At 57.1% G+C, this 21,499-nt stretch carries 21 protein-coding genes; 13 read left to right on the plus strand and 8 right to left on the minus strand.

Annotated features, from left to right (window positions below):
- Positions 1–83: 83 nt before the first annotated feature.
- The gene (ldtB, locus tag G9X48_RS09220) at positions 84–1,004 is read left to right on the plus strand and encodes a L,D-transpeptidase (RefSeq protein ID WP_004388448.1); all 921 of its coding nucleotides are present in this window, start codon (positions 84–86) and stop codon (positions 1,002–1,004) included.
- 72 nt (positions 1,005–1,076) lie between these two features.
- Here the strand turns inward: ldtB and G9X48_RS09225 are convergent, their stop codons facing one another.
- The 5 genes from G9X48_RS09225 to mntR form a co-directional block, all read right to left on the minus strand.
- Positions 1,077–2,618, minus strand: coding sequence for an efflux transporter outer membrane subunit (locus G9X48_RS09225; RefSeq protein ID WP_097640695.1), 1,542 nt, complete (start codon positions 2,616–2,618; stop codon positions 1,077–1,079).
- A gap of 1 nt (position 2,619) precedes the next feature.
- Positions 2,620–4,191 (minus strand): DHA2 family efflux MFS transporter permease subunit, encoded by a 1,572-nt coding sequence (locus G9X48_RS09230; protein WP_069682769.1) that lies wholly within the window; start codon positions 4,189–4,191, stop codon positions 2,620–2,622.
- Entirely contained in the window at positions 4,188–5,345 is a 1,158-nt protein-coding gene (locus G9X48_RS09235; protein ID WP_097640694.1) for an HlyD family secretion protein, read from the minus strand. The genes G9X48_RS09230 and G9X48_RS09235 overlap by 4 nt, the downstream gene beginning before the upstream one ends.
- Positions 5,346–5,445: 100 nt before the next feature.
- Positions 5,446–6,564, minus strand: a complete 1,119-nt coding sequence (locus G9X48_RS09240; RefSeq protein ID WP_012125273.1) for an anion transporter — start codon at positions 6,562–6,564, stop codon at positions 5,446–5,448.
- Positions 6,565–6,566: 2 nt separating this feature from the next.
- On the minus strand, positions 6,567–7,034 hold the full coding sequence (gene mntR / locus G9X48_RS09245) for a manganese-binding transcriptional regulator MntR (RefSeq protein ID WP_004388452.1): 468 nt from the start codon (positions 7,032–7,034) through the stop codon (positions 6,567–6,569).
- A gap of 183 nt (positions 7,035–7,217) precedes the next feature.
- On the opposite strand from mntR, the gene mntS reads away from it, so the two are divergent.
- Both mntS and G9X48_RS09255 read left to right on the plus strand, forming a co-directional pair.
- On the plus strand, positions 7,218–7,352 hold the full coding sequence (gene mntS / locus G9X48_RS09250) for a manganase accumulation protein MntS (RefSeq protein WP_007848577.1): 135 nt from the start codon (positions 7,218–7,220) through the stop codon (positions 7,350–7,352).
- A gap of 292 nt (positions 7,353–7,644) precedes the next feature.
- Positions 7,645–9,228 carry a phosphoethanolamine transferase gene (locus G9X48_RS09255; RefSeq protein ID WP_097640693.1) on the plus strand — a complete coding sequence of 528 codons (1,584 nt, stop codon included), beginning with the start codon at positions 7,645–7,647 and terminating at the stop codon, positions 9,226–9,228.
- 79 nt (positions 9,229–9,307) lie between these two features.
- Here the strand turns inward: G9X48_RS09255 and ompX are convergent, their stop codons facing one another.
- Positions 9,308–9,820: an outer membrane protein OmpX gene (ompX, locus tag G9X48_RS09260; protein WP_004388453.1), complete on the minus strand. Its 513-nt coding sequence runs from the start codon at positions 9,818–9,820 to the stop codon at positions 9,308–9,310.
- A 349-nt stretch (positions 9,821–10,169) separates the two neighbouring features.
- Between ompX and rhtA the strand changes: the two genes are divergently transcribed.
- The 6 genes from rhtA to ybiO all read left to right on the plus strand — a co-directional run bounded on the left by rhtA (position 10,170) and on the right by ybiO (position 16,993).
- Positions 10,170–11,057, plus strand: coding sequence for a threonine/homoserine exporter RhtA (rhtA, locus tag G9X48_RS09265; protein WP_007902071.1), 888 nt, complete (start codon positions 10,170–10,172; stop codon positions 11,055–11,057).
- 315 nt (positions 11,058–11,372) lie between these two features.
- Positions 11,373–11,876 carry a DNA starvation/stationary phase protection protein Dps gene (gene dps, locus G9X48_RS09270; protein ID WP_007768605.1) on the plus strand — a complete coding sequence of 168 codons (504 nt, stop codon included), beginning with the start codon at positions 11,373–11,375 and terminating at the stop codon, positions 11,874–11,876.
- Between the two features lie 375 nt (positions 11,877–12,251).
- Entirely contained in the window at positions 12,252–12,995 is a 744-nt protein-coding gene (gene glnH / locus G9X48_RS09275; protein ID WP_007782268.1) for a glutamine ABC transporter substrate-binding protein GlnH, read from the plus strand.
- A gap of 83 nt (positions 12,996–13,078) precedes the next feature.
- Complete coding sequence (gene glnP / locus G9X48_RS09280; RefSeq protein ID WP_004388457.1) at positions 13,079–13,738, plus strand: glutamine ABC transporter permease GlnP; 660 nt, start codon at positions 13,079–13,081, stop codon at positions 13,736–13,738.
- Entirely contained in the window at positions 13,735–14,457 is a 723-nt protein-coding gene (glnQ, locus tag G9X48_RS09285) for a glutamine ABC transporter ATP-binding protein GlnQ (protein WP_004388458.1), read from the plus strand. Before glnP ends, glnQ begins: the two co-directional genes overlap by 4 nt.
- Before the next feature lie 277 nt (positions 14,458–14,734).
- Positions 14,735–16,993, plus strand: a complete 2,259-nt coding sequence (ybiO, locus tag G9X48_RS09290; RefSeq protein WP_097640692.1) for a mechanosensitive channel protein — start codon at positions 14,735–14,737, stop codon at positions 16,991–16,993.
- On the opposite strand, the gene rlmF is transcribed toward ybiO, so the two are convergent.
- A complete protein-coding gene (rlmF, locus tag G9X48_RS09295; RefSeq protein ID WP_012125278.1) occupies positions 16,994–17,923 on the minus strand; it encodes a 23S rRNA (adenine(1618)-N(6))-methyltransferase RlmF in 930 nt (309 codons plus the stop codon). It abuts the gene before it with no gap.
- A 111-nt stretch (positions 17,924–18,034) separates the two neighbouring features.
- Between rlmF and G9X48_RS09300 the strand changes: the two genes are divergently transcribed.
- The 3 genes from G9X48_RS09300 to ybiJ all read left to right on the plus strand — a co-directional run bounded on the left by G9X48_RS09300 (position 18,035) and on the right by ybiJ (position 19,531).
- A complete protein-coding gene (locus G9X48_RS09300) occupies positions 18,035–18,652 on the plus strand; it encodes a flavin reductase family protein (RefSeq protein ID WP_014729257.1) in 618 nt (205 codons plus the stop codon).
- A 92-nt stretch (positions 18,653–18,744) separates the two neighbouring features.
- Positions 18,745–19,011 carry a DksA/TraR family C4-type zinc finger protein gene (locus tag G9X48_RS09305; protein WP_004385894.1) on the plus strand — a complete coding sequence of 89 codons (267 nt, stop codon included), beginning with the start codon at positions 18,745–18,747 and terminating at the stop codon, positions 19,009–19,011.
- Positions 19,012–19,270: 259 nt separating this feature from the next.
- Positions 19,271–19,531: a DUF1471 family protein YbiJ gene (ybiJ, locus tag G9X48_RS09310; RefSeq protein ID WP_004385895.1), complete on the plus strand. Its 261-nt coding sequence runs from the start codon at positions 19,271–19,273 to the stop codon at positions 19,529–19,531.
- 88 nt (positions 19,532–19,619) lie between these two features.
- On the opposite strand, the gene ybiB is transcribed toward ybiJ, so the two are convergent.
- Positions 19,620–20,588 carry a DNA-binding protein YbiB gene (gene ybiB / locus G9X48_RS09315; protein ID WP_097640691.1) on the minus strand — a complete coding sequence of 323 codons (969 nt, stop codon included), beginning with the start codon at positions 20,586–20,588 and terminating at the stop codon, positions 19,620–19,622.
- Between the two features lie 329 nt (positions 20,589–20,917).
- On the opposite strand from ybiB, the gene G9X48_RS09320 reads away from it, so the two are divergent.
- Positions 20,918–21,454 (plus strand): fimbrial protein, encoded by a 537-nt coding sequence (locus tag G9X48_RS09320; protein ID WP_041460566.1) that lies wholly within the window; start codon positions 20,918–20,920, stop codon positions 21,452–21,454.
- Positions 21,455–21,499 lie beyond the last annotated feature (45 nt).

A 21,499-nucleotide genomic window follows, 5' to 3' on the forward strand; every position in this document is an offset into this window, starting at 1 on the left:
GCCACGGAGAATGCACATATAATGCGCTCCCTGTATTGTTTCGTTCACTCTAACGGCCGGTCTGGCAACGATATTTGCATAACATGAAGATGAAATTACGCACGCTTTTAGTGGCAGCCTTCGCAGTCGTCGGGTTTTGTAAATCCGCCTCTGCGGTGACTTATCCTCTGCCGACCGACGGTAGCCGTCTGGTGGGTGAAAACCAGGTAGTGACGATCCCGGATGGCAATACGCTGCCGCTGGAAGATTTCGCCGCTCAGTATCAGATGGGGCTTTCCAACATGCTGGAAGCCAACCCGGGCGTTGACCCGTATCTGCCGAAAGGCGGCACCATTCTGAACATTCCTCAGCAGCTGATCCTGCCGGATACGCCGCATGAAGGGATTGTGATTAACAGCGCCGAAATGCGTCTGTATTACTACCCGAAAGGCACCAACACCGTTATCGTGCTGCCGATTGGTATCGGTCAGCTCGGTAAAGACACCCCGATCAACTGGGTGACCAAAGTGGAGCGCAAGCGCGCGAACCCGACCTGGACGCCAACCGCCAAGATGCATGCGGAATACGCGGCCGCGGGCGAACCGCTGCCGCCGGTGGTACCGGCTGGCCCGGATAACCCGATGGGCCTCTACGCGCTCTACATCGGTCGCCTGTACGCTATTCACGGTACTAACGCTAACTTCGGTATCGGCCTTCGCGTGAGCCACGGCTGCGTGCGTCTGCGTAACGAAGACATTAAATTCCTGTTTGAGAACGTGCCGGTCGGCACCCGCGTACAGTTTGTCAACGAGCCGGTGAAAGCGACCACCGAGCCGGATGGCAGCCGTTACATCGAGGTGCATAACCCGCTCTCTACCAGCGAAGATCAGATCAACAACAACGAACTGGTGCCGATTACGCTGACCAAAGCGGTCACGACAGTCACAAGCCAGAGCGATGTCGATCAGAACGTCGTTGAACAGGCGGTACAGAACCGTTCCGGTATGCCGGTCCGTCTGAACTAATCTGCCGCAAGGCGATAAAAAAACCCCGCGCGCATCGCTGCCCGCGGGGTTTTTTCTTGATGGTGAAAGCCCTTAGCCGCGCGGCGCGGGGCCAAACACGTCGTAGTCCGGCAGACGCACGTTCTGATAAGGCTCCCAGCCGCCGCCGAGCGCTTTGTAGAGCGCGACCAGATCGAGACTGCTTTGCACCCGCGCCTGCGCGCGCTGCTGCTCGGCCTGTGCCAGCTGGCGCTGGGCGTCGAGCACGTCGATAAACGTGGCGATGCCTTTACGGTAGCTGTCGCTCGCCAGATCGAATGAGGTTTGCAGCGCCTCCAGCGTTTTCTCAAGCCCGGCCTCGCGCTGCTGGTCGGTGCGGTAGCTGACCAGCGCATTTTCCACATCGCTTAACGCTGTCAGCACCGTCTGGCGATACTGCAACGCCGCCGCGCCCTGCTCCGCGCGGGCCAGTTTCACGCTGGAGACCAGTCGCCCGCCCTGGAAGATGGGAATCGAAACCTGCGGGCCGAAGCTGTAAAAGTGGCTGCTCCAGTCGGTGAGGTAACTGGTTTCGCTGTTACGCATCCCGAACTGGCCCGAGAGCGACAGGCTCGGGAAGAGCTGCGCTACGGATACCCCGATTTGCGCGGTTGCGGCGTGGAGCCGTGCTTCGGCTTCACGCACGTCCGGGCGACGGCGCGCGAGCGTTGAGGGAATGCCCACCGGCACGATTTCCGGCAGCGGTGGTAACGGCTGCGCGGCCTGCAATTCTGCATCAAGCGCGCCCGGCGGCTTGCCAAGCAGCACTGCCAGCCCGTTCATCGCCTGGCGCTCCTGCGCCTGATACTGCGGCAGCTGCGCCTGAAGCGTACCGAGCTGGGCGCGGGCGTTTTCCACATCCAGCTGCGGCGATAGCCCGCTTTGCTGGCGGCTTTCGGTCAGCTCCAGCGTCTGCTGCGCTGAGGCGATCTGCTGATTCATGGTGGCGAGAATGCTTTGCGCACCGCGCAGTTGCAGCCAGGCGCGCGCCACTTCGGCCTCCAGCGAGACCAGCGCGTCGTTGCGCTGCTCAATCGCCGCTTTTTGCTGCGCGTCTGCGGTTTCCACCTGACGGCGCACTTTGCCCCACAGATCGATTTCCCACTGGGCGTCAAAGCTGCCCTGGTAGAGATTAATCGGCTGCGTCAGCGGCCCGAGCGCGGAACTGATTTGCGGATCGACCGCATCAAGCTGGCCATAGACGTCATGCGATTTCAGCTCGCCTTCGAGACCAAGCTGCTGGCGCGTGGCGCGCACGTTGCCGTTGACCGCCGGGAAAAACGCGCCGCCCGCCTGGTTTATCTGTTCACGGGCCCCGGCGATACGCAGCACCGTTTGCTGTAGCGATAAATTACCGGCGATGGCGCGCTCAATCAGGCTGTCGAGCTGCGGCGATTTAAACGTGCGCCACCAGCGCGGGTCCGGCGCGGTGCTGCGCGCCTTCGAGGCCACATCTGGCGCGTTCTGCCGGGCGGTTTCGCCGAAAGCGCCCGGCGTGACGGGCTCCGGCCGTTGGTAATCGGGGCCAACCGCGCAGCCTGCCAGCAGCAGCGCCAGCGCCGTCAGTGATAAGGGGAAGGTCACTCTCCCGGACATATTAATGTGCTCCTGCGGAGCCTTCGCTCTTAATGGGCGAAAGCAATAAACAAAACGGAATCAACAGGATCGCCACCACGCTCAGCATGGTGAACACGTCGACATACGCGAGGATGCGCGACTGGGCAATCATGGTTTTATAAAGCTGCCCGGTGGCGATGCCGGTCGGGTCGCCGAGCTGGGCGGTGAAATTGCGCACCGCCTCGGCGCCGCTGCGTATCGCCTGCTGGAACTGTTCATCAAAAGGCGTCATGTGCGCGCTCAGATGGGCGCTCTGCACCTGCGAACGTTCGGTAATCGCGGCGGTGGAGAGCGAAATCCCTATCGAGCCTGCGACGTTACGGAACATCGTAAACAGCGCCGCCGCGTCGGCGTTAAGCTTCTGTGGAATGGTGATAAACGCAATCGTGGTAAGCGGCACAAACAAAAAGCCTAGCCCGATCGACTGCGCGCTGCGCATCAGCACCAGCGTTTCGAAATCGACGTTCGGCACCAGATTGCGTGACCAGAAAAATGACACGCCAAGGCAGAGGAAGCCGAACGCGATTATCCAGCGGGTCTGCACCAGCGGCATCAGCTTCAGCACAATCGGGATGGTAAAGACAATCAGCACCGCGCCGGGCGAGAGTATCAGCCCCGACCAGGTGGCGGTGTAGCCGAGATCCTGCTGCGCCAGCTGCGGAATAACGACCGAACTGCCGTAGAGGATCAGCGCCATGCCCGCCATCAGCACGCTGGAAACGGCGAAGTTTTTATCCCGCACGCAGTGCAGATCCACCACCGGACGGCGGGTATAGATGAGCCAGTAAATCGCGCCGACAATGCCGATAAGCGTCAGCACCGCGAAGGTGCGGATAAAATCGGACGCGAACCAGTCTTCGTCTTCGCCGCGATCGAGCATCACCTGCAGGCAGCCGAGGCCCAGCGCGATCAGCCCGATGCCCGTCCAGTCGACCGGGATTTTTTCTTCGGACTTTTTCTCCCACGGCGGATCTTCCAGCAACTGATAGACCGCCAGCACGCAGACGATGCCGACCGGGATATTGATGAAAAAGACCCAGCGCCAGGAGTAGTTATCGGTTATCCAGCCACCGAGCGTCGGGCCGAGAACAGGCGCGACGATAATCGCAATGGAAGAAAGCCCGAACGCCTTACCGCGATCTTCCGGCCTGAAGTAATCGAGCAGCACCGACTGCTGCGTCGGCTGGAGGCCGCCGCCGAAAAAGCCCTGCAAAATACGAAACAGAATAATTTGCCAGAGCTCAGTGGCGATGCCGCACAGAAACGAGCAGACGGTAAACATCACAATGCAAATCAGGAAAAACTGTTTGCGCCCGAACAGCCGGCTGAAGAATGCCGACAGCGGCAGCACGATGCCGTTCGCCACCAGATACGAGGTCAGGACCCACGTCGATTCGGAATAGCTCGACGACAGCGACCCGGCGATATGCGGCAGCGCCACGTTAACGATAGTGGTGTCGAGAATTTCCATGAACACCGCGATCGTCACGACAATCGCGACGGACCAGGGGTTGCTGGCCGGACGCCAGCCGCTGTGGGCCTGCTCGCTCATTCCACCGTCACCTCAGGCTCGACGGACAGCCCCAGCGGCAGCGGCTGGTTCCAGTTCTCAAGCCCTTTGTCGATAACGATTTTCACCGGCACGCGCTGAACGATTTTCACAAAGTTGCCGGTGGCGTTTTCCGCCGGGAACGCCGAGAAGCGCGAGCCGCTGCCCTGTTGAATGCTCTCGACATGGCCCTCAAGTTCCAGGTCGGGGAACGCATCTACGGAGATCTCGACTTTATTACCCGGACGCATCCGCTCAAGCTGCGACTCTTTAAAGTTCGCCACCACCCAGATATCCGGCGAGACAATCGAAAAGAGCGCGCTGCCTGCCTGCACCAGCGTGCCGTTCTGAACGTTACGCTTCGTGACATAGCCGTCGAACGGCGCGCGCACTTCGGTATAAGAGAGATTCAGCTCGGCCGTTTGCAACTGCGCCCGGGCCTGTTCCACCTGGCTCTGGCGCGCTTCGACATTGGTTTCCTGCTGACGAATTTGCAGTTGCACCTGCTCGGCCACTTCCAGTTGCGCCTGCGCGTTAGCAAGCCCCGCTTCGGCGCTGCGCAGCTGGGCGTTGGCGGCGTCGATGTTTTGTTTCGAGGTGGCGCGCGGGTCAACACCGCGCTGGCGCTGATATTCGGCGCGGGCGTTAGCAAGCTCCGCCTGGGCGCGCAGCACCTGCGCTTTGGCCTGATCGCGCTGGGCCGGGTACTGCACTTTGGCGAGCGCCAGTTGCGCCTGCGCCTGATGGAGCTGCGACTCGGCAAGCGACAGCTGCGCCTGTGCCTGATCGCGCTGTGCGGTGGCGTCGCGCGGGTCGATAACCACCAGCAGATCGCCTTTTTTCACCCGCTGGTTATCTTTCACGCGCAGTTCCGTGACATACCCCGCCACTTTCGGCGCGACGGTCACGGCATCGCCTTCGATAAAGGCATCGTCGGTGGTTTCAAGGTTTCGGGTCATAAACCACCAGATGATGGCCCCGATAACCATAATGACAACAACAATACCGAGGATAATCAGCGGCTTTTTACCGGGGCGCTTGCGTGTTTCTCCCTCGCCTTTCCCTTTGCCCTTGCCGTTATCCTCGTTTTTGCTGTTATCGTCTTGTTGATCCTGACGTTTCTCTTCGTCAGCGTTGTTATTGTGATTTTCCGCCATAGTTCAGCAACAGTCCTGTAAGTTAACACCATCACAAAATACCGTTTACTAAACTTAGGAGCAGTCTATACATTTGCCAGGAAAAACTGACAAATTAGCATTATCTGAGAAACAGTCCCCACAGCAGTGCATACCCCACCAGCGCCGACCACAGTAAGAGCGGCAGCGAGTAGAGGTGAAAGCGCCACCAGATGCGGCGGTCAGCCGCCATACGCAGCGCAATCAGGTTCGCGAGCGAGCCTGGCAGGAGCCCGAATCCACCGATGTTGACCGCCCAGGCGAGCAGCGTCGTCGGCGGTACATAGTTGAGCAGCAAAATGGTCGCGGGCACGTTGCTGATAAACTGCGACAGGCCGATGCCCAGCGCATACAGACCAGCGGGCGGCAGTTGCGAAACATGATGCAAACTGGACGTGAGCGCAGGCAGTTTGGTCAGCAGATGCACATCGATAAACATCGCCACGAAGACCAGCAGCAGGCTCCAGTCAATGCTGATAAGCACCCGGCGCGCCACCAGCAGGAACCCCACCGCCACCAGCGCCAGCCCCCACAGGGCGATATTCAGCTCCAGCGCGGTTAAAAACACGATGTAGAACGCAAGGCAGCTCCAGACCAGGCGCGGCTGCCACTCGTGCTGTTTATCGTGCGACTGATAATGCAGCGCCTTACCTGGAAAGCAAAACCAGCAGAGCAGCAGCAGGCTCGCCATCAGCGCCAGCGCAAGCGGTGCCATGTGCAGAATAAATTCTCCAAACGCGAGGCCCGAGCGGCCCCATAAGAGAATATTTTGCGGGTTGCCGATGGGCGTCAGCAGCGAACCGGCATTCACGGCCAGCGCTTCAAAAATAATGAGGCGGTTAACCGGAATGGCGCAGAGTTTTTTCAGCGTCAGCGTCAGCGGCACCACGATAAACAGCGCCACGTCATTAGTTAAAAAAGTGGAGAGCAGTGCGGCGGCGCAGACCAGAAAGAGCGCCAGGCTGCGCTCTGTCGAAAAGCGCCGCACCAGACGGCGGCCCAGCACGTCGAAATAGCCGCTCAGTTCAACGCCTTTGGTCAACATCATCAGCCCGGCAAGGGTAATGATGGTGCGCCAGTCGACGGCCTGCGGCCACTCGCGCGGCGCGAAAGGCACAAAAAAGGAGAGGATCACGCCGGTAATCAGTAAAAGCTGGAAAAACCGGTCGTGCAGAAAAGGACGCGCGAGGCGAAGTAACATGATTATTCGAACCCGTTTTGCTGGCTGAAACGACGAAAGACCTCAAGCGTCTCTTCGCTGACATGGTGCTCCATCCCTTCGGCGTCGCGGCGTGCGGTATCCGGGTTAACGCCGAGTGCCAGCAGGAAGTTCTCGACGATTTGATGTCGTTCACGGCTCTGCTGCGCCAGCGTTTCGCCTTCCGGCGTCAGAAACACGCCGCGCCACGGGATCTGCTCAATCAGCCCTACAGAGGCAAGACGCTTGAGCATTTTCGCAACGGTCGGTTGCGAAACGCCAAGACGCGCCGCCATATCTACCTGACGCGCTTCGCCCACCTCCCGAATGAGATCGGAAATCAGCTCGACGTAATCGTCGATAAGTTCGCGGCGGTGGGCTTCACGTACCTGGCGAAAGCCTTCCACATGTTCTTCGACATTGACCAGCTGCGTCACTTTCATGCTGCTCTGCTTACCTGCCCGACGGCTCATTGATACTTCCTCATTACAGTGGCGCGATACGGTTAACGCTGTTTGCGGGCCATTGTAAACCACAGATTCACGAGCACAAAAAATTAACGCGTTAGCCATAGCTATATAACATAGCCTGTGCTATATCTGTATGTAATGCGAACAGTCGTGATGTTGACTGACTGTGAGACGCGGAGGTGTGGTATGAACGAATTAATGAGGTGTCTGAACGTGTTTACTCACTCCCCCTTTCAGGTGCGGCTGCGGCTGCTGAATATGCTGTGCGATATGTTTAATCCCAAACCCCAGCCGGGGCAGGATGATAACGGGCAACAATAACCCGCTCCCCTTTCCCACGCGCTTGCCATTTTTTTGTCATTTTTTTGCGTTATCCTGAGCCCTGGCGCTCCTCACGTTGGCTTTAACCTCTCTTTTGGCGAAATTTGCAGCCTTTCTCGCAAACTAGTTGGTTTCCCCCCGTTGCTATTCTTTTCGTGCGGCTCTATCTTCTTGCAGCCCTGCTCTTACGACGATACCGAATGCGGATCTCCCTCCCTTCTGGTCCAGCACTCTGACGGGCGAATACCCTTGACGCCAGGGTTTACGCATGGCGTTTCGTTGAATCCGTACTATGAATCTAACGCTAAAAAATACTCTTGCTGCGCGCGGCATCGCTCTCGATCCGTGGATTGGCTTCTATTTTCTGGAATCGTTATTAATTAATTTCGCTCTGGGTTATGAATTCAGCCTGCTGTACGCCATCGCGTTTTGCTGCGTGCTGCTGCTGCTGTGGAAAACCGCGCCGCGCGCGCAGAAAGGCCTTTTAGCCGTCTGCTCTCTGGTGGCCGGGCTCTATTTCCCTTTCGGGCAGACCTACGGCGCGCCGAACTTCAATACGCTGCTGGCCCTGCACGCCACGAATATGGAAGAGTCGACGGAGCTGTTGACGATTTTCCCGTGGTACAGCTATCTGGTGTCGCTGTTTATTTTTACGCTCGGCATTATCGCGGTGCGCCGCACACCGCAGGCACCCTCGCGCTGGCAGCCGTTCGACAGCTTCTGCATTGCCGTCAGCGTGGTGAGTTTTTTCGTTACGCCAGTGCAAAACCAGCTTTACGGCGGCGTTTTCGCCCTGAAAGACAGCGGCTATCCGGTGTTTCGCTTTGTGAAAGATGTGGTGGTCAATAACCGCGAAGTGCTGGAGGAGCAGCAACGCATGGAGGCCCTCTCCAGAATGAAAGACTCCTGGAATGTGCTGGCGGTCGCACCGAAATATCACACCTATGTGGTGGTGATAGGCGAGAGCGTGCGCCGCGACGCGGTAGGCGCCTTTGGCGGCCAGTGGGATAACAGCCCGTTTGCAAGCCACGTCAATGGCTACCTTTTTACCGATTACATCGCCGCCAGCGGGTCAACACAGAAATCACTGGGGCTGACGCTTAACCGCGTCGTCGATAATAAACCGCAATATCAGGATAACTTCGTCACGCTCGCTAACCGCGCCGGTTTTCAGACCTGGTGGTTCTCCAACCAGGGGCAGATTGGCGAATATGACACTGCCATCGCCAGCATCGCTAAGCGCGCCGATGAAGTGCATTTCTTAAAAAGCGGTGATTTCGAGGCGGATAAAAACACGCGCGATGAAGCGCTGCTGAAGATGACGGCTCAGGTGCTGGCAACGCAACGCCCGCAGCCCCAGCTTATCGTGCTGCACCTGATGGGTTCGCACCCCCAGGCCTGCGACCGCACCCAGGGCAAATATGACGAGTTTGTGCAGTCGAAAGAGACCTCCTGCTATCTCTACAGCATTCGTCAGACCGACGACCTGCTAAGCAAGCTGTACCAGCAGTTGCAAAACAGCGGGCAGAGCTTCTCAATGGTTTACTTTTCCGATCACGGGCTTGCCATCAAAGAGCGCGGCAAGGCGGTGCAGTACCTGGCGCACGACGATAAATTTCAGCAGAATTTCCAGGTGCCGTTTATGGTGTTGTCGAGCGATGACAAAGCCCACCGCATTATCAAAGCGCGGCGTTCAGCCAATGATTTCCTGAGCTTTTTTGTTCAGTGGACGGGAATCAAAGTGAAAGAGATTGCGCCGAAATATAAATTTATTTCCGGGCAAAAGGCGGGGCCGGTGTTTGTCACTAACTTTAAACTTAACAAGGTGAGCTATGATCACCTCGGTACGGATCTGTTTGACGCGCGTACCCGTTAATACGGCAAATGCGATGCGCTGCATGATGTGCAGATAAAAAAAATCCGCCCGTGGGCGGATTTTTTCATCACCGAAGTGATTAGAAGCGGTAACCCACACCTGCGATCCAGGTGCCGATGTCGGTGTTACGCACACGGCTCTGCTCGTAGGAGAAGTCCAGAGCTACGTCCTGAACCGGGTTGAACTGCAGACCTGCGCCATAGGAGAAGCCGTAGTCGCTGGTGTCTGCTTTATCAGTGCCGTTGGTAGCCTGTGCTTTATCGTAACCAACACCCACTACGCCGTAGATGCTTGCCCAGTCATTGATACGGTAAGCCGGACCCGCGGTGATGCCGTAGTACTGGTTTTTACCATATACGCCATCTTCAGTGCGGTCTTTTTCGGTGTAGGTGAAAGAACCGATCACGCCCAGCGGGTTGCTGTCGTCGAACTCATAACGGTATTTCAGGTTGAAACCGTTCATTTTGTTCATCACGCCCTGAGCGTCGCTCTGCGCGTAGCCACCGGTAACGGTAGCGGTGCCAGCAACAGCAGAACCTGCGGAAACGGCCAGAACACAAGCCAGTGCTGAAAGACATGCAATTTTTTTCATAACCACCTCAAATGTGCTTCAAGTAAGTCCTAAGATTTAAATATATCAAAACCCAGCAGGAAACTCTTTGTTGTTCGCGTTGTCTAATGCGCTCTTTCCTGTAACAGAACGTTTCCGCCCGCGTCTATCCTGCTAAAAACACTGGATTTTACCAGGCGGGAATCATTATCGTCTCAGGTTACGCACGACTGCATCCGGATTATTCCTAAACGCGACTGCGCATTTTTTGCGCTGACGGAAGTATGATACCGGTTATTTCGGGTGCGTTTATCAATGATTGCTCAACCACCAGAGAGTTAAATACAGTAAGCTATCGCATTTACTTATCTTTAACTTTTACAGGTGCAGGATGCCAACGTTACCCCGTAAAACGCCTCTCTGGCTGCCCGTTATTGTGCTCATCGTTGCGATGGCGTCGATTCAGAGCGGCGCTTCGCTTGCCAAATCGCTGTTCCCGGTAGTGGGCGCGCCTGGCGTCACCGCGCTGCGTCTGGCGCTTGGCACGCTGATTCTGGCCGTGGTGTTTAAACCCTGGCGGCTGCGCTTTACCCGCAGCCAGCGCATGCCGCTGCTGATCTATGGCCTGGCGCTGGGTGCGATGAACTATCTCTTTTATCTGTCGATTCGTACCGTGCCGCTGGGTATCGCCGTCGCGCTGGAGTTTACCGGCCCGCTGGCGGTGGCGCTGTTTGGCTCGCGGCGTCCGGTGGATTTTCTGTGGGTAGCGCTTGCGGTGCTTGGGCTGTGGTTTCTGCTGCCGCTCGGTCAGGACGTCACGCATGTCGATCCGCTCGGCGCCGCCTGTGCGCTGGGCGCGGGCGTATGCTGGGCCATCTATATTATCGCCGGGCAGAAAGCGGGCGCGGAGCACGGCCCGGCGACCGTCGCCCTCGGGTCGCTTATTGCCGCTATCGTTTTCGTGCCCATCGGCGCGGCGGCGGCGGGCGAGGCGCTCTGGCACTGGTCAGTGCTGCCCGCCGGTATTGGGATCGCCATTCTTTCTACCGCGCTACCCTACTCGCTGGAGATGACGGCGCTGACGCGTTTGCCCACGCGAACATTCGGTACGCTAATGAGTATGGAACCGGCACTGGCAGCCTTTACCGGCATGATTTTTCTGGGCGAGACGCTGACACTGGTGCAATGGCTGGCGCTGCTGTCGATTATTATCGCTTCTGTCGGTTCGACGCTGACGCTCAGACGTGAAACGCAGATAAAAAGCCTCGACATTGATTAAAAAAAATAATTATTTCCCGGCACGGTTGATGCTGTGCCGGAATAACCTTTTATGACAGTTTTAAGATATTTCCGCGTTGCGACTCATTCGCTTTTAAAATATCTACGCGCGCGCTTCGTCATTAATCACGCCCTGATTTTAGCGCTATAAAAATCCTTACAAAATTACACAACCATCTGTTCCTTAAGCAAAAATAAAGCAAACACACCCTTGCTATTTATTTGATAGGTACAGCCTCGCCAGCAAACTCAAAACACGGTGCTATACTTAATTCCGTAATTTCCTGGGACACAATCATCAAGAGGATATGAAATTATGGGTACCGCTAAACTGGTTAAAACAAAGGCTTCCGATCTGCTCTACACGCGTAACGATGTAGCTGACAGCGACAAAAAGGCCACCATCGAGCTGTTAAACCGCCAGGTGGTTAATTTCATTGACTTGTCGCTGATTACTAAACAGGCACACTGGAATATGCGCGGCGCTAACTTCATTGGCGTGCATGAAATGCTGGACGGCTTCCGTACCGCGCTGACTGGTCATATGGATACCATCGCTGAACGTGCTGTACAGCTGGGCGGCGTGGCGCTGGGCACCACACAGGTGATCAACAGCAAAACTCCGCTGAAAAGCTACCCGCTGGATATCCACAGCGTTCAGGATCACCTGAAAGAGCTGGCGGATCGTTACGCTATCGTCGCCAACGATGTGCGTAAAGCCATCAGCGAAGCGCAGGATGAAGACACGGCTGATATCTTCACCGCCGCGTCCCGCGACCTGGATAAATTCCTGTGGTTTATCGAATCGAACATCGAATAATTCGATAACCGACCAGACGCTTTACTTATCACGCCCTCTCCCTTGCGGAGGGGGTTTTGCACTATAAAGGGGCATAATTTTGCCCTCTCCCACCGCAAACGTTATCTATTTGTAATAATCCCCTCACACAATCGTTAACCAGAGATTGTTTTATCACCGCTTTTCAGGCTAAAAAGGCTATCCACCCGATGGCTCGCCCTGACGCACTATTTTGGTGCGCCATTGTGGTGCATGGCTGTTGAAAAAGCGCGCAATTTGTGCAAAAGGACTTTTTTCTTGCCTTTCAAAACAGCGGCTTGTAAAACTGGCATGATTTTTTCATGCAGCGCTATGTTCTTATCGGGGATCGCCCCGCGGATAAATAAAGGAAATGCTATGAAGTCTGTTTTTAAAGTTTCCCTGGCAGCCCTGACTCTGGCCTTTGCGGTCTCTTCTCAGGCGGCGGATAAGCTGGTTGTAGCAACCGACACCGCGTTTGTTCCCTTCGAATTTAAACAAGGCGATAAGTATGTCGGCTTTGATGTCGACCTGTGGGCCGCTATCGCTAAAGAGCTTAAGCTCGACTACACCTTAAAACCGATGGATTTCAGCGGCATCATTCCTGCGCTGCAAACCAAAAATGTTGACCTGGCGCTGGCCGGCATCACCATTACCGACGAACGTAAAAAAGCGATCGACTTCTCCGACGGCTACTACAACAGCGGCCTGCTGGTGATGGTAAAAGCGAATAACAACGACGTGAAAAGCGTGAAAGATCTCGACGGTAAAGTCGTTGCTGTGAAGAGCGGCACCGGCTCGGTGGATTACGCGAAAGCGAACATCAAAACGAAAGATCTGCGTCAGTTCCCGAACATCGACAACGCGTACATGGAGCTTGGCACCAACCGTGCTGACGCCGTGCTGCACGACACGCCAAACATCCTTTACTTCATCAAAACCGCAGGTAACGGCCAGTTCAAAGCGGTAGGTGATTCTCTGGCGGGCCAACAGTATGGCATCGCGTTCCCGAAAGGCAGCGACGAACTGCGCACCAAAGTCAACGGCGCGCTGAAAACCCTGAAAGAGAACGGCACCTATAACGAAATCTACAAAAAATGGTTCGGCACCGAGCCAAAATAATAATTCTTATTAAGCAGTTATCATCAGTCAGGGGCGGCCTTCGCCCCTGCTATTTTTGAACCACGGTAACACAGGAAATCATCATGCAGTTTGACTGGAGCGCCATCTGGCCTGCCATTCCCCTCTTGCTTGAAGGCGCCAAAATGACCTTATGGATTTCGGTCCTCGGTCTGGTGGGCGGTCTGATAATCGGTCTGGTGGCCGGTTTCGCCCGCTCGTTTGGCGGCTGGATTGCGAATCATATCGCACTGGTCTTTATCGAAATCATCCGCGGCACCCCGATTGTGGTGCAGGTGATGTTTATCTACTTCGCCCTGCCGATGGCGTTTAACGACCTGCGTATCGACCCGTTCACCGCGGCAGTGGTCACTATCATGATCAACTCCGGTGCGTATATCGCGGAGATCACCCGCGGCGCGGTGCTTTCTATTCATAAAGGCTTTCGCGAAGCGGGCCTGGCGCTGGGGCTGTCGAAGCGCGAAACCATTCGTCACGTGATCCTGCCGCTGGCGCTGCGCCGTATGCTGCCGCCGCTTGGTAACCAGTGGATCATCAGCATCAAAGACACCTCGCTGTTTATCGTTATCGGCGTCGCCGAGCTGACCCGTCAGGGCCAGGAGATCATCGCGGGCAACTTCCGTGCGCTTGAGATCTGGAGCGCCGTTGCGGTGATTTACCTGATCATTACCCTCGTTCTGAGCTTTGTTCTGCGTCGTCTGGAAAGAAGGATGAAAATCCTGTGATTGAATTTAAAAATGTCTCCAAGCACTTTGGTCAAACTCAGGTGCTGCACAATATCGATTTAAAAATTAACCAGGGTGAAGTGGTGGTGATTATCGGGCCGTCCGGCTCCGGCAAATCCACGCTGCTGCGCTGCATTAACAAGCTCGAAGAGATTACCAGCGGCGATCTGATTGTCGATGGCCTGAAAGTCAACGACCCGAAAGTCGACGAGCGCCTGATTCGCCAGGAAGCGGGCATGGTGTTCCAGCAGTTCTACCTGTTCCCGCATCTGACGGCGCTGGAGAATGTGATGTTCGGGCCAATTCGCGTGCGCGGCGCCAGCAAAGCGGAAGCCGAGAAGCTGGCGAAAGAGCTGCTCGCGAAAGTGGGCCTTGCCGAGCGCGGTCACCATTATCCGTCCGAGCTCTCCGGCGGCCAGCAGCAGCGTGTGGCGATCGCCCGCGCGCTGGCAGTGAAGCCGAAGATGATGCTGTTTGATGAGCCGACCTCCGCGCTCGACCCGGAACTGCGCCACGAAGTGCTGAAAGTGATGCAGGATCTCGCTGAAGAAGGCATGACGATGGTGATCGTGACCCACGAAATCGGCTTTGCCGAGAAAGTGGCCTCACGCCTGATCTTTATCGATAAAGGCCGCATCGCCGAGGACGGCAACCCGCAGGCGCTTATCGAGAACCCGCCAAGCCCGCGCCTGCAGGAGTTTTTGCAGCACGTGTCGTAAGGTTTTCATCATGACGAACCCTTTCCCCGGAGAGGGTTTTTTTATGGGCTTGCGGTGGGTATGGCGCTTTTAAGGCGGGTGCGCAAGCTTACCCGCCCTACATTGCTGCCCTGAGTTCTTTGTAGGGTGGGTAAGTGTAAGCGCACCCACCTTTATCGTCAGTCGCTGTATCCAACGGTTACATTAAACCCGCTGCGGAATACTCCTCTTTTCCGGGCTTCGCTTATCCGGGCACTATACTTACCTCTTTGTGTCACTTTCTCAGCCGGAGGAGAGCGTGCCGTGGATTTTGCTGCTGCTTGTCAGCCTGTTTACCGTCTCAGCCAACGCCGTAAGCCTGCCCGCCGCGGTGGTCGGCGCGTCGACCACCCAGAAAAGCGAGACGCCGCCCGCCGAGCCCGATGCCGATAAAAAGAGAGCCGCTTACGCGGCGCTCGCGGACGTGCTGGAAAATGAGGCCTCCCGCAAAGCGCTTATCGAGCAGCTGCGCCAGGCGGCGGCGACGCCAGCCGATCAGCCGACGCCGGTCATCAAGCCGCCGGTGAATAATGAAGAAGATAAAACGGTACTGGAGAACGTCACCGAGGTCACCCGTCACTACGGCGGCGAGTTTGCCGGACGCTTTGCGCAGCTCCATCGCAATATCACTAATGCGCCGCATAAACCTTTCAACGAAAAAACGTTCTTCAACGCGCTGAGCCATTTCAGCCTGCTCGCGGTCTCGGTCTTCCTCTTTTATTTTGCAGTGCGCGCCTGCGCTATTCCGCTGTATCGCAAAATGGGCCAGTGGGGACGGCGTAAAAACATCCACCGGGCGAGCTGGGTTCAGCTGCCGCTGATGATTATCCTCGCGTTTCTTATCGACCTCGCGCTGCTGGCGCTGACGCTGTTTGTCGGCCAGCTCGCCATTGAGATGATGAACGCAGGCAGCCGCACTATCGCCCGCCAGCAAGGGCTGTTCCTCAACGCTTTCGCGCTTATTGAGTTCTTCAAAGCGATTTTGCGCCTGATGTTCTCCCCGCGTTTTCCGTCGCTGCGCCCGTTTGTCATCAGCGACGCCAGCGCGCGTTACTGGCACCTGCGCCTGAGCGGGCTGAGCAGTCTGATTGGCTACGGCCTGCTGGTGGCCGTGCCGATTATCTCAGCACAGGTTAACGTGCAGGTTGGCGCGCTGGCGAATGTCATCATCATGCTGACGATGACCGCCTGGGCGCTTTATCTCATCTTTCATAACAAGCGCGCCATCACCGCCGGGCTGACGCGCCTCGCGGACCGCTCGCTCGCGTTTTTCAGCCTGTTTATCCGCGCCTTCGCGCTCATCTGGCACTGGCTCGCCAGCGCCTATTTCATCGTGCTGTTTTTCTTTTCCCTCTTCGATCCGGGCAACAGCCTGAAAACGATGATGGGCGCGTCGCTGAAAACGCTGGCGATTGTGAGCGTCGCGGCGTTTATCTGCGGCGTATTCACCCGCTGGCTCAGCAAAACCATCACGCTCTCGCCGCCGGTGCAGCGCAACTATCCAGAGCTGCAAAAGCGCCTGAACGGCTGGCTGTCGGTTTCGCTGAAGCTCGCGCGCTTTCTTACCGTCTGCGTGGCGGTGATGCTGCTGCTGAACGCCTGGGGACTGTTTGATTTCTGGACGTGGCTCACCGTCGGCGCGGGCGAGAAAGCCGTCGATATTTTAATTCGCATCTCGCTGATAGTGTTCTTCTCCGCCGTCGGCTGGACGCTGCTGGCGAGCCTGATCGAGAGCCGCCTCGCCTCTGATATCCACGGCCGCCCGATGCCGAGCGCCCGCACCCGCACGCTGCTGACGCTGTTTCGCAACGCCCTCGCCGTAATTATCAGCACCATCACCATCATGATTGTGCTCTCGGAGATTGGCGTGAATATCGCCCCGTTGCTGGCGGGCGCAGGCGCGCTGGGTCTCGCCGTGTCGTTCGGCTCCCAGACGCTGGTGAAAGATATTATTACCGGCATCTTTATTCAGTTTGAAAATGGGATGAACACCGGCGATCTGGTGACGATCGGCCCGCTTACGGGAACGGTTGAGCGTATGTCGATCCGGTCGGTGGGCGTGCGCCAGGATACTGGCGCGTATCACATTATTCCGTGGTCATCGATCACCACTTTCGCGAATTTCGTGCGCGGTATCGGCTCGTTTGTGGCGAACTATGATGTCGACAGGTTTGAAGAGACCGAGAAAGCTAACCGCGCTCTGCGCGCCGCGGTGGATGAACTGATGGAGCAGGAAGATATCCGCATGCTGGTGATAGGCGAGCCAAACGTGGTAGGCATTGTGGGGCTGACCAATACGGCCTTTACGATCCGCGTGACGTTCACCACCCAGCCGCTTAAGCAGTGGACGGTGCGCTTCGCGCTCGACGGAATGGTGAAAAAACACTTCGATCTGGCAGGCATTCGCCCGCCGGTACAGACGGTGCAGGTGATGCAGCCGATGCCGGATGCTGCGGCAGCCGCCGAAGCACAGGCCGCGGCAGGCGGCGCACTGCCGCCCGCCAACCCGACCGTCTGATTACCGCAAGCGGTTTTGTGCCCAGCGTTCGCGCTGGGCCGTATCGAGAAAACTCCAGGCGATAAAACGGCTCTGCTTCTGCCCCTGCGCCATCTCCTTTTTAACCACTTTCACCGCCCCGGCCTGTTCCAGCGCGCGGTAGAGCAACGGCAGGTTATCGCCTTTCGACACCAGCGTGGTAAACCACAGCACCTGACGGGCGAACAGCTTGCTCTCGGCGATCATCTGCGTGATAAACCCGACCTCGCCGCCCTCGCACCACAGCTCCTGCTGCTGGCCGCCGAAGTTAAGCCCGCTGTCAGCGGCAAGCCCCAGGTTGCGGCGCTTGCGCGCGTTGCCCGCTTCTGCCGCGTCGGCGGAGTCATGGAACGGCGGGTTGCACAGCGTGGCGTCGTAACTCTCATTCTTGTGAATAATGCCGTTGAAAATCGCGCCGGGGCTTTTCTGGCGGCGCAGGCGGATCGCGCGGTTGAGCCCTGGATTGGCGTCGATAATCGCGCTCGCGCTGCGGATCGCCTCATCGCTGGTGTCGGTGCCGGTAAAACGCCAGCCATATTCATGCTGGCCGATCAACGGATAAATGCAGTTGGCACCAACGCCGATATCCAGCACGCTCGCCTGCGCGGGCAATGCGCCGCCATTGCCTTCGGCAAGCAGATCGGCGAGATGATGAATATAATCCGCGCGGCCCGGTACGGGCGGGCAGAGGAAACCGTCAGGAATGTCCCACTCCCGCACGCCGTAAAAGTGCGCCAGCAGCGCCTGATTAAGGGTTTTCACCGCCTGCGGATCGGCGAAATCAATTGTCGGCTCGCCTGCGGGCGACGGGCGGACAAAAGCGCCAAGCGCCGGACAGCTCTCTGTCAGCGCGTCAAAATCATAGCGGCTGTGGTGGCGGTTACGTGGGTGCAGGCCCGGTTTGCGGTTCATCGGCTTCCTCCTGTGTGGGCGCGTACAATACCCGCTGACCCGCCCCTGGTAAATAAGCGCGGCAAAATTTAGCGGGGCGGCTATGATAGTTTTTTTGCCCAGGGAAATGCTATGAGCTACTACTACGAACCGGCACGCGGCCACGGTTTGCCGCACGATCCGCTGAACGCCATCATCGGCCCGCGCCCGATTGGCTGGATAGCCTCACAGGATGCCGCAGGCCATCGCAACCTCGCGCCCTACAGCTTCTTCAACTGCTTTAACTATCGCCCGCCGATTATTGGCTTCTCCAGCAACGGCTGGAAAGACAGCGTGAAAAATATCGCCGAAACCAAAGAGTTCGTCTGGAATCTCGCGACGCGCGACCTGGCCGTGGCGATGAACGAAACCTCCGCCTCGCTGCCCCACGGTGAAGACGAGTTCGTACGCGCGGGGCTGACCGCCGCGCCTTCGCGCCTGGTGCGCGCGCCGCGCGTCGCCGAAAGCCCGGTGAATTTTGAGTGCCGCTTAAGCCAGTGCATTCAGCTCACTTCCGCGAGCGGCGAACCCATCGACACCTGGCTGGTGCTGGGCGAAGTGGTGGCGGTGCATATCGCCGACACGCTGCTTGAAGACGGCATCTACCAGACCTCCAAAGCGCAGCCGATCCTGCGCGCAGGCGGCCCAAGCGCCTACTACGGCATTGATGACGCCCAGCGCTTCGATCTGATTCGCCCTGACGCCCGTTAACCGCTACCACGCCCGCCGCGGCGGGCCTTCCCCGGCAGGATGCCCCCGTTTTTGCTATAATCACTACTGTGTTTAACCACAGAGGAGGTCTTATGGCTTCAGGTTGGGCAAATGACGGCGCGGTGCAGGATCAAATCGACAGCACCGTGGAAGACGCCGTGGCGCGCGCGCGACGCGACCTGCCACGCGGCGAAAGCCTTGAGTTTTGTGAGATGTGCGACGAGCCCATCCCCGAGGCGCGCCGCAAGGCCATTCCGGGCGTGCGCCTGTGCGTGAATTGTCAGCAAAAAGAGGACGAACACCGCCAGCGTTACTCCCTCTATAACCGCCGCGGCTCGAAAGACAGCCAGCTCCGTTAGTCCTTTCGGCGGTCCACATACACCCTTTTACCGTTTCGATGTGTCCATTTGTGCCCTCAAGCAGCGGGACGGTAAGAGCGTGTAAAGAAGCGTGGGAGAAGTGAGATATTTCCAACTCATTCAACTGGTTATATTACATTCAAATTTTTAGAATAAGCCTGTCAATTCTCTTCGGTTTTATATTCTGCTCGTGAATGTGACAATCATCACATCAACGGAACAACCCGTTATTTACAGAATAAACTGCGAGAGAATCCCTATGAAAGCCATCAAATATGTTGTTGCTGCCCTGACCCTTTCCGCCTTTACCTTTGCGGCTGGCGCTGCTGAGCAGGTGAGCCCCGCTCAGGCGCAGAACCTGAACAAAATCGGCGTCGTATCCGCTCAGGGCGCACGCACGCTGGATGAACTGAACGATACGCTGGCGGCGAAGGCCGAAGCGGCGGGTGCGAAGGCCTACAGCATCACCTCTGCCCGTACCAACGATCTGGCGAGCGGCACCGCAGTTATCTACAACTGATTGCCACGCGCTGACCGATACCTTCATTACCCTTAATTGACCCTTTGTTACCCTTTTTGCCCGCGGCGGATGCTGCGGGCTTTTTTTATCAAAAGGTCTGTGCGATACGCGCTAGCGCCGACGGGATATCCTGCGCCTCACCGCTTGCCACCAGCACGCACGCCATCTGCGTTTTTAACGATTCCGGCACCGGCTCAAGCCCGGATAAGCAGCGCTCGGTCCAGCGGGCGGTCACTTCCGGGTCTTTCGCCTCCGGCAGCGCCACGGGGCTTGTTGCCGCCTCACTCTGGCGCTCCAGCAGAATGCGCATCGCCTGATTCTCAATCAGCGCGATTTGCGGACAGCGCTGCGGGTTGGCATACACCTCGCCTTCCGTGCCATGCATCAGCAGGCCGCGTCCGCCGATATCGATAAAGAACTGCCCTACCCGGCTCACATATTCCGGGTGCGAGACGCTCGACAGGCGCAGCGCGTCAGACTCGCCAAACGGCGTGGCGAGCTTCGCCAGCGTATGGGCGCTGTTGCGTACCCCAAGCCGCCAGCGCATCGCCAGCTGTTTTTCAAGCGGCGGGCAGAGCGCGCCAACCGGAATAAAGACCGGATCGCGCCCGTCCAGTTTCGCCTGCGCCTGGCCTGCGTGTAGCGTCGGCGCGATGCCCATCAGCGTAAAAATCGTCTCTGTCAGCACGCGCGTCGGGTCGTCGCTGACGCCATGCACCAGCACCGGAAAACCGAGACGGCTCAGTAATAGCGCCAGCAGCGGCGTCAGGTTAGCCTGCTTACGCGCGCCGTTATAGCTCGGGATGACGACAGGCATCGGTTTTGCCGCCGGCGGCGTCAGGCGCAGCGTATGTTGCTGCATCGCGTCGTAAAAACCGTGCATCTCCTGCTCGCCTTCGCCTTTAATACGCAGCGCAATCAGTATCGCGCCCATCTCCAGATCCGGCACATCGCCATCCAGCATGTGGTTGTAGAGCGCTCTGGCCGTTTCGCGGTCCAGAGCGCGGGCATGATTTTTGCCCCGGCCTATCTCTTTAATAATGTCGCGATAATCCATTTTATCCTCCCGACAGGTGCTCTAAATCATAGCTCCGGTCAATCATACTCTGTGATGCGTTGCCGCGTGCTTACCGCCGACGACGCGCCGCCTTAGCGCACAATACAAGTTAAGCGTCTGATATGACAAGCGTCTGGCGCAACCATCGGGTCGTCAGACGTCTCTGCCGATAAGATAAATCCGCCCGAATTCAAATTGTATTTTTTTACTAAAAGAATCGTTAAGTGTTCATAACTGGAGCATTTACCTCACAGGAAGCATATTTTTCATCGAAATTATTCTCGTCTTAATTATTTAAGACTTTGTTCTCTCCTGATTCAGGATCCATGATGAAAAAGATATTGCTTATGACCACGATGGCCGCGCTGGCCTGCTCCTCCTCGCTCACATGGGCCGCCACAACCGGTGAAGGCCAGGTGAATTTTACCGGCGAAATCCTTGATGCCGCCTGTGAAGTGGTCAACAGCCAGAGCAGTCCGCTGGCCGTTGATTTGGGGAAAATCTCGAAAACGGCCTTTACCGGCATCGGCTCCACAACCAACATCACCAGTTTTGTCTTGCAGTTAAAAAACTGTCCGGAAACCGTGACCAAAGCCTCTATCAAATTCGGTGGCACCGCAGACACCAATAATGTCGATGTCCTGGCCCTGACGGGTGGCACGGGAGCCGCCAGTGGGGTGGGTATTCAACTGGTGGATGCCGACGGCACGCCGCTGAATCTCTATACCGCGTCGGCCGATTACGCGCTGGAGACAGGAACCGCCACCAATAATCTGGAATTTGGTGCCCGTTATATTCAGACAGGCGCAACCGTTACAGCAGGGGTCGCCAATGGCTCCTCTACGTTTACAGTGACCTATAACTGATTCCCGATGGGCTATTTGCTACTTCTGTCGTGGCAAATAGCTCAT

This window comes from Cronobacter sp. HA18006, from assembly GCF_011605445.1.
Lineage (GTDB): Bacteria > Pseudomonadota > Gammaproteobacteria > Enterobacterales > Enterobacteriaceae > Cronobacter > Cronobacter sakazakii.